Source organism: Mycobacterium shigaense (assembly GCF_002356315.1).
Lineage (GTDB): Bacteria > Actinomycetota > Actinomycetes > Mycobacteriales > Mycobacteriaceae > Mycobacterium > Mycobacterium shigaense.
The window spans coordinates 4577825-4591270 of sequence record NZ_AP018164.1 but is presented as its reverse complement, the minus strand read 5'-3'; the positions used below and the strand labels follow the sequence as shown (position 1 = coordinate 4591270).

At 66.5% G+C, this 13446-nt stretch carries 12 protein-coding genes; 9 read left to right on the top strand and 3 right to left on the bottom strand.

Translation table 11 applies throughout. The annotated features are described in order from the left end of the window. Positions 1–4: 4 nt before the first annotated feature. Positions 5–682: an IclR family transcriptional regulator gene (locus MSG_RS21475; RefSeq protein ID WP_096442826.1), complete on the bottom strand. Its 678-nt coding sequence runs from the start codon at positions 680–682 to the stop codon at positions 5–7. A gap of 126 nt (positions 683–808) precedes the next feature. Between MSG_RS21475 and MSG_RS21470 the strand changes: the two genes are divergently transcribed. Genes MSG_RS21470 through MSG_RS21435 form a run of 8 tightly spaced genes read left to right on the top strand, consistent with a single transcriptional unit; the run spans position 809 to position 9946 of the window. After that, a complete protein-coding gene (locus MSG_RS21470) occupies positions 809–1672 on the top strand; it encodes an alpha/beta fold hydrolase (RefSeq protein ID WP_096442824.1) in 864 nt (287 codons plus the stop codon). Further along, a complete protein-coding gene (locus tag MSG_RS21465) occupies positions 1672–3384 on the top strand; it encodes a bifunctional 3-(3-hydroxy-phenyl)propionate/3-hydroxycinnamic acid hydroxylase (RefSeq protein ID WP_096442822.1) in 1713 nt (570 codons plus the stop codon). The genes MSG_RS21470 and MSG_RS21465 overlap by 1 nt, the downstream gene beginning before the upstream one ends. Then, positions 3332–4249 carry a 3-carboxyethylcatechol 2,3-dioxygenase gene (locus tag MSG_RS21460; protein WP_232011097.1) on the top strand — a complete coding sequence of 306 codons (918 nt, stop codon included), beginning with the start codon at positions 3332–3334 and terminating at the stop codon, positions 4247–4249. Before MSG_RS21465 ends, MSG_RS21460 begins: the two co-directional genes overlap by 53 nt. Then, positions 4246–5988: an FAD-binding protein gene (locus MSG_RS21455; RefSeq protein ID WP_096442818.1), complete on the top strand. Its 1743-nt coding sequence runs from the start codon at positions 4246–4248 to the stop codon at positions 5986–5988. The genes MSG_RS21460 and MSG_RS21455 overlap by 4 nt, the downstream gene beginning before the upstream one ends. Positions 5989–5990: 2 nt before the next feature. Beyond that, complete coding sequence (locus MSG_RS21450) at positions 5991–7292, top strand: LLM class flavin-dependent oxidoreductase (RefSeq protein WP_096442816.1); 1302 nt, start codon at positions 5991–5993, stop codon at positions 7290–7292. A 20-nt stretch (positions 7293–7312) separates the two neighbouring features. After that, entirely contained in the window at positions 7313–8143 is an 831-nt protein-coding gene (locus tag MSG_RS21445; RefSeq protein WP_096442814.1) for a coniferyl-alcohol dehydrogenase, read from the top strand. Next, the gene (locus MSG_RS21440; protein ID WP_096442812.1) at positions 8127–9119 is read left to right on the top strand and encodes a cyclase family protein; all 993 of its coding nucleotides are present in this window, start codon (positions 8127–8129) and stop codon (positions 9117–9119) included. Before MSG_RS21445 ends, MSG_RS21440 begins: the two co-directional genes overlap by 17 nt. After that, positions 9116–9946: an alpha/beta fold hydrolase gene (locus MSG_RS21435; RefSeq protein ID WP_096442810.1), complete on the top strand. Its 831-nt coding sequence runs from the start codon at positions 9116–9118 to the stop codon at positions 9944–9946. The genes MSG_RS21440 and MSG_RS21435 overlap by 4 nt, the downstream gene beginning before the upstream one ends. Here MSG_RS21435 and MSG_RS21430 read toward each other — a convergent pair. Further along, positions 9934–11574 carry a multicopper oxidase family protein gene (locus MSG_RS21430; protein ID WP_096442807.1) on the bottom strand — a complete coding sequence of 547 codons (1641 nt, stop codon included), beginning with the start codon at positions 11572–11574 and terminating at the stop codon, positions 9934–9936. The two genes, MSG_RS21435 and MSG_RS21430, sit on opposite strands and share 13 nt — an antisense overlap. Positions 11575–11674: 100 nt before the next feature. Then, positions 11675–12424 carry an SDR family oxidoreductase gene (locus MSG_RS21425; RefSeq protein ID WP_096442805.1) on the bottom strand — a complete coding sequence of 250 codons (750 nt, stop codon included), beginning with the start codon at positions 12422–12424 and terminating at the stop codon, positions 11675–11677. Positions 12425–12568: 144 nt separating this feature from the next. Here MSG_RS21425 and MSG_RS21420 point away from each other — a divergent pair, with 144 nt between their 5' ends. Further along, a complete protein-coding gene (locus tag MSG_RS21420) occupies positions 12569–13393 on the top strand; it encodes an SDR family NAD(P)-dependent oxidoreductase (protein WP_096442803.1) in 825 nt (274 codons plus the stop codon). Positions 13394–13446 lie beyond the last annotated feature (53 nt).

Sequence of the window (13446 nt, the reverse complement as noted above, 5' to 3'; positions counted from 1 at the left end):
CCCTTCAGCTCAGTAGTTCGGACAACTGCTTTGCGGCAGTTATCACCGCGTCCTTTCCGCGCATCACGACGTCTTCTCGATGGGAGATGAGGTTGATACAGGTCGGCGGGGAGGGCGCCGGGCGATGCACCGGGACAGCCAGCCCGTACGTATTCGGTTCGATCTCGCCGTATGTCGTGACCCACCCGCGCTCGCGAGCACGCGTGACCAGGCCGCGCTCGCTCGCGCGCGGCGGCATGCTCGCCAGCAACGCGATTCCGGCGGCGCCGCGGTCCAGCGCATAGCGGCTGCCCTCATGGAACGACAGTTGGTAGGCGACATGACTCGGCACGATCACCGCGACCGCCACCTGTTGATCGCCCTCGGCGACGAGCAAGGACACCGTGGTGCCCAGCTCGTCTGCCAACGCTCGCAGCGTGGGCAGACTCAGTTGACGCACATTGCGATCGAACGAGGCACCGAGCACGGCCAAACCGGCCGCCGGCCGGTACCGCCCGTCCTCGCCCTTGGCCACCAACCCGAATTCGGACAGCGTCGACAGCAGCCGATAGGCGATCGTGCGGTGCACCCCGATCTGTTCGGCGAGCAGTTGGACGGTGAGCCCGACCGGGGAATCCGCCACCATTTGTAACGCGGTGATACCCCTGGCCAGCGTCTGCGAGCCGGTGCCCGAACCCGTCACAGCCTTGACATACCTCCACGCGAGAGCAAAGCTCTTTATATACCGCACATTTATGTGCGATATTCGCACATCACGTTAGTCTAGAGCGAGAACAGGATTTCCACCAGAGGCAGGCAGAGAGGAACCGTGGCCGAGTTCGAGAGCATCTGGAGCGATCTTCAGGGCATCGCCTTTGAGCAGGGCTATCTCAGCGCCGGCGGCCTCAGGACCCGCTACCTGCGAGCCGGCGATCCCGGCAATCCGGTGCTGGTGCTGCTGCACGGGTCGGGCGGCCACGCCGAGGCCTACGTCCGCAATTTGGCGGCGCACGCCGAGCACTTCTGGACCTGGTCGATCGACATGCTGGGCCACGGGTACACCGACAAGCCGGGCCACCCGCTCGAGGTCGGCCACTATGTCGAGCACTTGATGGCAGTGTTACGGACCATCGGGGTCAACCGCGCCTACCTCAGCGGCGAATCACTCGGCGGCTGGGTGGCCGCCCGCACCGCGGTCGATCACCCGGATGTGGTTGAGCGCCTTGTGCTTAACACGGCGGGCGGGTCCCAGGCCGATCCCGTCGTGATGCAGCGGATCATCACGCTGTCGATGGCGGCGGCCGAGGACCCGACCTGGGAAACGGTTCAGGCGCGGATCAAATGGTTGATGGCCGACAAGTCCAAGGGCTACGACGACCTGGTCGCCAGCCGCCAACGGGTATATCGCCAACCGGGTTTCGTCTCCGCGATGAGCGACATCATGGCGTTGCAGGATCCCGAGATCCGGGCCCGCAACATTTTAGGCCCGGCCGAATACGGCTCGATCGTCGCGCCGACGTTGGTGCTGTGGACCAGTGACGATCCCACCGCCGATGCCACCGAGGGGCGCCGGATGGCGTCGATGATTCCCAACGCGAGGTTCGAGGTGATGCCGGGCTGCGGACATTGGCCGCAGTACGAGGACGCCAAGAACTTCAACCGCCTGCATCTCGATTTCCTGCTAGGGCGTTGATGGGCAGCGACGGGGATCTGGCCCACCGGGTCGACGTCGATGTCGTCATCGTCGGCGCGGGGCCGGTCGGCTTGACCCTGGCCAATACCCTCGGGCTGCAGGGTGTCCGCACGTTGGTGGTCGAGGAACGGGACACGTTGATCGACTACCCCCGAGGGGTGGGCCTCGACGACGAGTCGCTGCGCACCTTCCAGTCGATCGGCCTGGTCGAGCGCGTGCTACCGCACACCGTGCCCAACCAGATCCTGCGCTTCGTCGACGGCAAGCGCCGCATTCTGGCCGAAATGGCCCCTCCCGACGCGCGATTCGGCTGGCCCAAGCGCAACGGATTCGTCCAGCCGCTCGTCGACGCCGAATTGCTGTCCGGTTTGCGCAGATTCGGCCACGTCGAGGTGCGGTGGGCCAGCCCCATGACGGCCTGTGCGGAAGCGGCCGACGCGGTCGCCGTCACCCTCGCCGGTGACGGCGAGGACGCCACGGTCCGGGCGCGCTACGTGGTGGGCTGCGACGGTGGTCGCAGCATGACCCGCCGGACGATGGGTGTCTCCTTCGACGGCACCACATCCTCGACACGCTGGCTGGTTGTCGACATTGCCAACGACCCGCTGGGCCACCCGAACAGCGAGGTGGGCGCCGACCCCGAACGCCCGTACGCCTCGATCTCGATTGCGCACGGGATTCGCCGCTTCGAGTTCATGATTCACGCCGACGAATCCGACGAGCAGGCCGAGGACCCCGCCTTCCTGACCCGGATGCTGGCGCGCATGGTGCCGCACCCCGACCGGGTCGACGTGATCCGGCGCCGCGTCTACACTCACCACTCCCGGATCGCCGGCGCATTCCGGCGCGGCCGGCTGCTGCTGGCCGGCGACGCGGCGCACCTGATGCCGGTCTGGCAGGGGCAGGGCTACAACAGCGGAATCCGGGACGCCGCCAATCTCGGCTGGAAGCTTGCCGCGGTGGTGCGCGGCTTGGCCGACGAGGCGTTGCTGGCCACCTACGATGTGGAGCGCCGCAAGCACGCCCGGGCGATGATCGACCTGTCCACGATGGTGGGTCGTGTCATCTCACCGACCAATCGTCGGGTCGCCTCGGCGCGCGACCTCTTGGTGCGCTCGGCGTCAATTGTGCCGTCGCTCAAGCGGTATGTGCTCGAGATGCGGTTCAAGCCGATGCCCCGCTACGAGCAGGGGGCCGTCGTGCACGCCGAGCCGCGCAACGCCGATTCGCCGGTGGGCACCCTGTTCATCCAGCCGAAGGTCGACACCCGGACACGACAGGACGTCCTGCTCGACGACGTGCTGGGCCCATGGTTCGCGGTGTTGTGCTGGAACAACAACCCGCGCAAGATACTCGGCGACGAGGCCTTCGCGAACTGGAAAGCATTGGGGGCGCGCTTCGTTGCGCTGCGTCCGTCGACCCAGCTGCACTGGGCCGCGCATGACGATCCGGACATCGTCGTCGTCGGTGATCGTGTCGGCGGATTGAAAGGCTGGTTCGACGTCCACCAGGAATCGGTGGTGTTCCTGCGTCCCGATCGCTGCATCGCGGGTGCCTGTATTGCTCAGCTCGCACCCGACCTGAGCGCGTCGCTGATCGATGCGCTGGCTCTCAAGCCGGGAGGGGGTGATGTCGACAGTGGCAATGGCTCTGTGCTGTATGTCCCACAGCCCGCTCCTGAATCTTCCGGGGCCGTCGCGGGACCTGCTTGACGACATCGAGGGCGCCATCGCCCAGGCGCGTGACTTCGTCTGCGACTACGCCCCCGAACTCGTCGTCATCTTCTCCCCGGACCACTACAACGGGTTCTTCTACAAGGCGATGCCGCCGTTCTGTATCGGTCTGAACGCCAACGGGGTTGGGGATTACGGTACGTATTCCGGGCCGCTGGATGTCCCGTCGGATCTCGCGGAACAGTGTGCCGAGGCGGTCCTCGACGCGGGCGTCGACGTCGCGGTGTCGGCCAGCATGGACGTGGACCACGGCACCGTTCAGCCGCTGGAGAAGTTGTTCGGGGAGGCGACCGCGCGGTCGGTGATACCCGTCTTCATCAATGCGGTCGCCGCGCCGTTGGGGCCCATGCGCCGGGTCCGGGCATTGGGTACCGCGGTCGGCACCTATCTGGCCACCCTCGATAAGCGGGTGCTGGTGTTGGGATCCGGCGGCTTGTCGCACAGTCCTCCGGTGCCGACCCTGGCGACCGCGCCGCCGGGCGCCCTGGACCGGATCGTGCACGGCCGCCCCATGACGCCCCAGCAGAGGCAGGCTCGGCAGAGCGCCGTGATGGAGGCGGCTCGAAGCTTCGCCGGCGGTGAAAGTGACCTACAGCCGCTCAACCCGGCGTGGGACCACCGCTTCCTCGAAACGGTCGACGCGGGACGGCTCGACGAGTTCGACCGGTGGTCGAACTCGTTCATCCGGTACGAGGGCGGCAGCTCCGCGCACGAAATCCGAACGTGGGTAGCCGCTTTCGCGGCGCTGCGGACGGCAGGGGCCTACCAGACGGTGCTGCGCTATTACCGGGAGGCCGCCGAGCTCATCGCCGGCTTCGCCATCAGAACGGCGACGTCGACATGACCGCCGCGAACATCGACGGCCACGATCAGCTGGTCGACGTGCTGGTCGTCGGCTCCGGCGGCGGGGGAATGGCGGCCGCGCTGACCGCCGCCGCGTCGGGACTGGACGTCGTGGTGATCGAGAAGTCGTCGCACTACGGCGGATCCACCGCGCTGTCCGGTGGGGGCATCTGGGTGCCCGGGGCGCCGTCGCAGCGCCTGGAGGGCTACAGCCCGGACCCCGAAGGTGTCGTCGAATACCTGCTCAACATCACCGACGGCCTGGTGAGCGAGGCGCGCATCCGCCAGTACGTCGAGGCGGCGCCCAAGATGCTCGAATTCCTCGAAGGACAGTCGACTTGGCTCGAATTCGTCTGGAAACCGGGCTACGCCGACTACTACCCGGAGCTGCCCGGCGGCTCCGGACTCGGCAGCACGATCAACGTGCCGCCCATCGACCTGCGCAAGCTGGGCGACGACGAGCAGCGGCTGCTGCAACCGCTGGCGCTCGCGCCCCGGGGAATCTGGCTGGGGCCCAAAGAGTTACGCCAGTTCTACCGAATCAGGCAGTCGTGGGCCGGCAAGGGCGTCCTGCTGAAGCTGGTAACGCGCATGGTCCGGGCCAGAGTGTTCAACGAGCGGATGGCCGCGATTGGGCAGTCGCTCGTCGCGCGGCTGCGCTTGGCACTGCGCGAGCGCAACATACCGCTGTGGCTCGACTCGCCGATGACCGAATTGCTCACCGACGGCGACGGATCGGTGACCGGAGCAGTGGTCGAGCGACACGGCGCCGAACAGCGGATCGCCGCGCGCGCCGGCGTCATCCTGGCCACTGGCGGCTTCGACCACGACCTGGCCTGGCGCAAGGAGCACCTGCCCGTCGTGGATCAGGACTGGAGCTTCGGCAACCCCGCTTCCATGGGCGACGGGATCCGGGCGGGCCAAAAGGTCGGCGCCGCTACCGACCTGCTCGACGAGGCATGGTGGTTCCCGGCGATCCAATGGCCGGACGGCCGAATGCAATTCATGCTTAACGAGCGCATGATGCCGGCACAATTCATTGTCAACGGCGAGGGCAAGCGCTTCATCAACGAGGCGGCCCCGTACATGGATGTCGGCCACGCCATGATCGACGGCCAGAAGTCCGGGGTCACCCACATCCCGTGCTGGCTGATCACCGATCACCGTTCGTGGAATCGCTACGTGGTCGGCGGGCATCTGCCGATCCCCAAAATTCCGGGGGCACCCGTGCCCACCGGTCGCAAAGTGCCGAAGGCCTGGCTGGAGTCGGGTGTGGTCAAATCGGCGATGAATTGGGACGAGATGGCGACCAAGATCGGCGTGCCCGCGCACCAGCTTCGCGAAACAGCGGATCGCTTCAACGAACTGGCGAGCAAGGGTCACGACGATGATTTCAACCGGGGCGACAGCGTCTATGACAATTACTACGGCGATCCGACCCTGCCGAACCCGAACCTGTATCCGTTGGGCAACCCGCCGTACTACGCATTCCGGATCGTGCTCGGCGACCTGGGCACGTCGGGGGGCCTCGTTACCGACGAACACGCCCGGGTGCTTCGGCCGGACGGCACGGCGGTACCGGGACTGTACGCGGTGGGCAACGCCTCCGCTGCGGTGATGGGCCGCAGCTATGCAGGGGCGGGGGCGACCATCGGCCCGGCCATGACCTTCGGCTTTGTCGCCGCCAAACACATTGCCAGACAACGAGCCACCCAGCCGACAAATTCTCCTAGGAGGTAGCAATGAAAGTATCACTGTTCTACGAGTTCGCCCTGCCGCGTCCCTGGGCGCCGGATGACGAACACGTCATGTTGCAGGACTGCTTGGACGAGGTGGAAGCCGCCGACAAGGCCGGGTTCTCGACCGTCTGGCTGACCGAGCATCATTTCCTCGAGGAGTACTGTCACTCCACCGCCCCGGAGATCTTCCTGGCCGCCGCGAGCCAGCGCACCAAGAACATCCGATTGGGCTTCGGCATCATGCACCTGCTGCCCGCGGTCAATCACCCCGCGCGGGTGGCCGAACGCGTCGCCACCATCGACCTGCTCTCCAATGGCCGTGTCGAGTTCGGCACCGGGGAGGGATCGTCTGTCGGTGAACTCGGCGGATTCGACGTCGATCCCGCCGACAAGCGCGCGCAGTGGGAGGAGTCCCTCGAGGTGGCGATCCGCTGCATGATCGAGGAGCCGTTCACGGGCTTCAAGGGCGAGCAGATCCAGATGCCGCCGCGCAACGTCATCCCCAAGCCGCTGCAGAAGCCGCATCCGCCGGTCTGGGTCGCCTGCACGCGGCCGGCCAGCGTGCAGATGGCCGCCCAAAAGTGCATCGGTGCACTGAGTTTCGCCTACACTGGGCCGGGGCCGCTGACCGAGCGGGTCAATGGCTACTACCAGGAGCTCGAGGCGAACGGCGTGCCGATCACGCCGCAGATGAACCCGAACATCCTGGCCATCGGTGGGGACCTGTCGATGATGGTCGCCAAGACCGAGGAGGAGGCGCTGAAACGCCTCGGGCAGGGCGGCGGATTCTTCTCATTCGGCATCATGCACTACTACCTGACCGGGATGCATGTCCCCGGCCGAACCGGAGTGTGGCAGCGCTACCTCGAAGAGGTCGAGAAGGATCCGACGCTGGCCTACGGCCCGGGCCGCGGCGCAATCGGCTCCCCGGACACCGTGCGCGAATTCCTGCGCGGCTACGAAGCGAGCGGCGTCGACGAGATCATCCTGCTGCTCAACCCACGCAGCCACGAGGGCACCATGGAATCCATCGAGCTGATGGGCAAAGAGGTGCTGCCCGAGTTCATCGAACGCGACCAGAAGGCGGTGGCCGAGAAGGCCAAGCGCCTGGAGCCGGTCATCGAGAAGGTGGAGGCGCGCCGGGCGAAGTCCACCGCCCCGCTGTTCGACGAAACCTACGCCTTCGGTGGCCTGCCGACCGGTCGTGACAAGTTCACCGCCAGCGAGATCCCCGAGGCAATGGCGGAGATCAACGAGGGCCGTGTCCAGGCGGCGAGGCGCGCAAAGGAGGAGCGCGGCAAGTGATCCCGGGAGGGGACTGAGCCGTGGGAGACGTCGACGAGCTGTGGCGATACGACGGGTGCCGTGCCGTGGTCACCGGGTGCGCGTCGGGCATCGGCGAACACGTGGTGCGCCAGCTCGCCGAACTCGGGGCGCAGGTCATCGGGCTGGACAAGCGGCGGCCGTCGTTTCCGGTCAACGAGTTTCATGAGGTCGACCTCGCCGACCCGGAGTCGATCGACGGCGCCGTAGCGTCCATCGACGGCCCCGTCGGTGCGCTCTTCAACGTCGCCGGCGTCTCATCCGGGATCGGCAACCCGACGCTGGTCGCCACGATCAACTTTCTGGGCCTGCGTCATCTCACCGAGGCGCTGGCTCCGAAAATGGTCGTGGGATCATCCATCGTGAGCGTGTCCTCGCTCGCGGCTGCCGGCTACCGGGAGCATGCCGAAGTGGTGGCGCCGCTGCTGGACACCACGACGATGCACGAGGGCATCGACTGGTGTCACGCCCATCCCGAAGAGTTGGGCAACGGGTATCAGCTGTCCAAGGAAGCGATCATCTTCTACACCATGCGCAGCGCTATCACTTTGGGCACCAGGGGAATCCGCATCAACTGCTCCGGACCCGGGGTCACCGAAACCCCGATCCTCGATCAGCTGCGGACCGCCTATGGGCAGGCCTTTCTCGACGACATTCCCAAGCCGCTGGGCCGGGTTTCCGAACCCGCCGAGCAGGCCGCCGTGTTGCTCTTCTTGAATAGTCGTGCAGCCAGCTACATCACGGGGCAGATCCTCTGGGTCGACGGCGGAAACGTGGGTGCCGCGATCGCCCGTGAACTCGAGGAAGGACGAGCCCATGGCCGACATGACTGATTTCCGGCGGGCCGCGCGTGACGTCTCCAACTGGGGGCGATGGGGAGACGACGACGAGCTGGGCACGCTGAACTTCATCACCGCCGAAAAGGTCACCGAGGCCGCGAGTCTGGTCAAGCACGGCAGGGTGTTTCCGCTCGGCGTGGAATTCGGGGCGTCAGGACCGCAGGGCGCCTTCGAGTTTCGGCACAACCCGATCCACGTCATGACCGTTGACGGCGGCGACGCCAACACGCTCGCCCGGTACGGGCCGGACTGGGCGAGCAATCCGCTGGCCAAGCAGCTCAGCGGTTACATGACGGCCGACAATCCGTTCCGGTTCAACGACGACCTCATCATCATGCCGCTGCAGGCAGCCAGTCAGTGGGACGCGCTGTCGCACGTCTACTACGAAGACCAGCTCTACAATGGCTTCCCGGCGAATTCGGTGACCAGCATGGGCGCCTACCGGTGTGGCATCGACAAGGTCGACGGTAAGGGCATCACCTCGCGCGGTGTGCTGCTGGACCTGGTTCGGCACCGGGGCGCCGACGTGTTCGTCGAAGCGGGCAACCCGATCACCCCGGAGGAACTGGACGACGTGGTGCGCGCTCAGCGGGTCACGATCGGTCGGGGCGACATCCTGCTGATTCGAACCGGTTGGTGGACAAGGTTTCTCATGACCGGCAACAAGACTGAGGGCTATTCCGGCCTGGACTGGCGGTGCGCCTCATGGCTGCACGACCACGAGATCGCCGCCGTGGCGGCGGACAATCTTCAGGTCGAGGATCTGGTGTCCGGGATCGCCGGGGTCACGTTTCCCCTGCACCTACTGTGCTTGCGCGACATGGGAATGATGTTCGGCGAGTACTGGGACCTCAAGAGGCTCGCGGACGACTGTGCCGCCGACGGCGTCTACGAGTTCCAGCTTGTCGCGCCGCCCCTGAGAGTCGTTGGGGCCGTCGGTTCCCCGGTCAACCCGATCGCGATCAAATGACGCAGCGCAAGACGACGCTGGTCGACGGCCTGACGACCAGCTACCTCGAGGCCGGCGACGGAGAACCGGTCGTGCTGCTGCACGGCGGTGAGTTCGGCGGCAGCGCCGAGCTCGGCTGGGAACGCAACATCGATGCGCTGGCCGCCCGGTACCGGGTGCTGGCGCCCGACCAGCTGGGTTTCGGGCAGTCCGCGAAGGTCATCGATTTCGTCGACGGTCGCGGTATGCGGATTCGCCACGTGGCGAGCTTCTGCGAGGCAGTCGGCGTCAGCTCCGCGCATTTCATCGGCAACTCGATGGGCGCCATCAACCTGCTCAGCGATGCCACGTCGGAGACGCCAGTGCTGCCGATCCGCAGCCTGGGCATCATCTGCGGGGGCGGAAAAATCCAGCAGAACGAGTATTTCGAAGCGCTGCAGAACTACGACGCGTCGCTGCCGGCGATGCGGCGCATCGTCGCGGCGTTGTTCTACGACGCCGGCTTCGCCGCCGACGACGATTACGTGGGGCGCCGTTACGAGTCCAGTACTGCGCCCGGGGCGTGGGAAGCCGTGGCCGCCGCCCGGTTCCGCCGGCCCGGCGCCAAGCCCTCCGCGACGCCGTCGAGTACCCGCGCGTACGAACGCATCGGTGTGCCGACGCTCGTCGTCGAAGGGGGACAGGACAAGCTGCTTCCGTCGGGCTGGGCCGCCGAGATCGCCAAGCAGATCGACGGTGCTCGCTCGACGGTGATCGACAAGGCCGGGCACTGCCCGCAGATCGAGCAGGCGTCGTCAGTCAACGAGTTGCTGCTGGACTTTCTGGCGACGGTGTCTCAGAAGACGTAGTCCAGCCGGGTCATCATTCCCGCGACTTGGTGGTAGGTGTTGTGGCAGTGCATCGGCCACTGCCCGGGATTGTCGGCGACCAAGACTGCGATCAGCCTCTGCTTGGGCAGCACGATCACGGTGTCCTTGCGGGCGCCGGGCGTGCCGTCGGACTTGATCAATTGAAACGTGTGCCCGTGCAGATGAATTGGGTGATACATCATCGTGGTGTTGTCGAACGTGATGGTGGGGCGCTGCCCCTGGCGCACCTGCAGCGGATTGGTCTTGCTGTAGGGCTCGCCGTTGATCATCCAATTGTATTGCTGCATGTTGCCGCCCAGGACGACCGGTAGATCCAGGTTGGGCTCGGGGCGGCCGAGATTGACTGGTGTTGTGGCAGTGAACATTTCGATGGTGCCGACGCGTCTGGTGAGTTCGGGCGGTTGAAATTGCGGGTCGGGAGCGCTGCCCTTTCCGGTCGCTAGCAGAGCCCGTGCCAGCGCGTTCTTCCCCTCGGCCAAGGCGACCAGCGGGAAGACGCCGTCGGCCGCGGTCACCGTGACGTCGTAGCGTTCGGCCATGCCGATGAGCAGGGCGTCGACCTGCTGGGGGACCACCGGGAAACCGTCGGTGTGCGTGACTGTCATCGAATGGCCGGCCAGCGCCACCCGAAACGCGGTGTCCGACCCGGTGTTGATGAAGCGGATCCGGATTCGCTGGCCGGGCTTGGCGTTGAAGGTGGTGGGCGCGGCCGGAATTCGGCCATTGATCAAGTAGTAGGGGTAGGCGATGTCGCCGGCGTCGCCGCCGAGGAGGTCGCTGGTGCCCACGCGCCCGGTCTCGGGCGGCGTCGGGGTCGCCGCCGAACTACTGCCGCTGGTCGGGCTTGTCGACGTCGTGGACGTCGTCGAAGTCGGCGTGGTGGACGTGGCCGAGGTCGTCGGGCTGCTCGGGGATGTCGTCGGCGTCGCGGCCGGCGTAGGAATGCCCGACTTGTTCGGGCTGACCAGCTCCTCGTAGAGCTGTTGCGGGGACTTCCCGATGCCGTCGGTCCAATCGTCTAGGACGACAATCCATTCGGCGTCGTAATTGCCCTCGGTCGGATCGTCGATGATGACCGGCAGGTAAAGGCCAGTGTCAGCGTCGAGCCCGGTATGCGGATGGGCCCAATAGGTTCCGGGATTAGGGGCGGAGAACTTGTAGGTGAAGTCTTGCCCGGCACCGATGTCCGGGGTGGCCGGCTCCGCGCCGTCCATGTCATTGCGCAATGCGATGCCGTGCCAGTGCACCGACGCCGGATGATCGAGCTTGTTCGACACCGCGATGACGAGTTCGTCACCGACGTTGGCCCGGATCACCGGCCCGGGGATCGTGTTGCCGAACGCCAGCGTGCGGGCGATGGGGCCGCCCAGGTCGACCTCCGTGACCTGCGGGGTCAGACTGGCGGTCACCGTGCGCCCGCTGTGCGGGCGGGCCGCCTCGGCCGCGGCGATTGCCGCGTTCATCTGCGCGGCGGGAGTGGGCACCGACGGCTTGGAGCTACTGCAGCTCGCCAGCGTCAAGCCGCCGGCGATGCCCGCGGCGATGAAGCCGCGGCGGGTCAGCTGTGCCGTGTCGAAGGGGACCCCGCGGGTGGGTGGCACCGGCATTGATCGCTCCTTGTCGTCGGTCAATTCGTCCCCAGGGAGTTATACCGTGCTCGGCGGCCCGCCAAGGCACAACCGTCGAACGCGGCCACCGGTCGTCCGGCTAGTGCGCTGTGATCCAGTCGCCGAAGCTGGTGGGGTAGATGTCCACCGCCTCGCCGTCGACCGGAACGATGCTGCGGTCGTCGAGCTTCGCACCGTAATAGCGCGCCTCGGGATCGGTCACCACCTCCCGCGTATCGCCGGTCGTCGCGAACCGGGCCCGGATGAAGTCGTCCATGCCATGTTTGTCGGGTCCCGCGATGTTGATCACCCCGTTGACCGGATCGCCGGTCGCCGCCCGGGTGACGGCGGTGGCGACATCTGCTGCGGCGATCGGCTGAAAGGCCGCACTCGGCGCGTGAACCTCGTCGCCGTCGGTCAGCGAATCGGCAATGCCGTCAACGAATTCGAAGAACTGAGTGGCCCGGACGATGGTGTACGGCGAGCCGTATTCTACGATCACCTTCTCCTGGGCGACTTTGGCGCGCAGGTAGCCACTTTCGGTCGCCCGGTCGGCCCCCACTATCGACAGCGCGACGTGGTGCTGCACCCCAACGGCCCGCCCCGCCTCGAGAAGATTGCGAGTCGAGGTGGTGAAGAAGTTCAGCACGTCGTCGTCGGCCCAGGACGGCGAGTTCGACACGTCCACCACCGTGTGGACACCGGCAACGGCCTCGGCAACGCCTTCGCCGATGACGGTGTTGACGCCCGTGCTCGGGGAGGCGGGCACCGCCTCGTGCCCCAACTCCCTGAGTTGAGCGACGACCTGCTTCCCGATGAGCCCGCTGCCTCCGACGACCAGAACCTTCATGAGTGCCCCCTACCAGTTCGGAGATGATTCGCCGCAGCCCAGCATGGCGGCTTTGCCGGTCGGCCGGAACCCCCGCGGCTTGCTATGCGAGGCACTTAAATCAACTGCTTGACTTAACGCCCGCGGCACCGATTAACTCGTCGCGTGGTCAACGAACTGAATGGCAGGGTCGCCATCGTCACGGGCGGAGCCTCGGGCATCGGGCGCGGCATCGTGGAACGGTTTGTGGGCGAAGGGGCCCGGGTCGTCATCGCCGACGTCGAGGCCGACAAGGGAGCCGAACTGGCCGCCGCGCTCGGCGCCGAGGCCTGGTTCGTGCGCACCGACGTCTCGGATCCCGAGCAGGTCGGCTCGTTGGTGACCACCACCGTCGAGAAATTCGGCGACCTGCACGTGATGGTGAACAACGCCGGAGTCTCGAGCCCCCTGCGCCGGTTGCTCGACGACGACCTGGCCGACTTCCACCGGATCATGGCGGTCAACCTCCTTGGCGTGATGGCCGGCACCCGGGATGCCGCGCGCCACATGGCCGAACACGGCGACGGGTCGATCATCAACCTGTCTTCGATCGGCGGGATTCAGGCCGGCGGCGGGGTGATGATCTACCGCGCCTCAAAGGCAGCCGTCATCCAGTTCACCAAGTCAGCGGCAATTGAACTGGCGCACTACGATATTCGGGTTAACGCGATCGCGCCGGGCAGCATACCAACCCCGATCCTGGCGTCGTCGGCGGTCGACGTGGATCCGGCGGAGTTGGAGCGCTTCGAGGCGCGGATCCGCCAGGGCATGCGCGACGACCGTCCGCTGAAGCGGGAGGGCACGCCCGACGACGTCGCGCAGGCGGCGCTGTATTTCGCGGGCGACCGGTCGCTCTACGTCACCGGCACCGTGCTCCCCGTGGACGGCGGGACCTCGACCGGCAAGGTGGTCCGCCCCCCGGAAGCGCGAGGCCTGAGCGCGCGAGCGTGACGATGCGGTCACCCTCGGCCCCGACCGTGACTGCAGCGTCACGCTCGAGACCG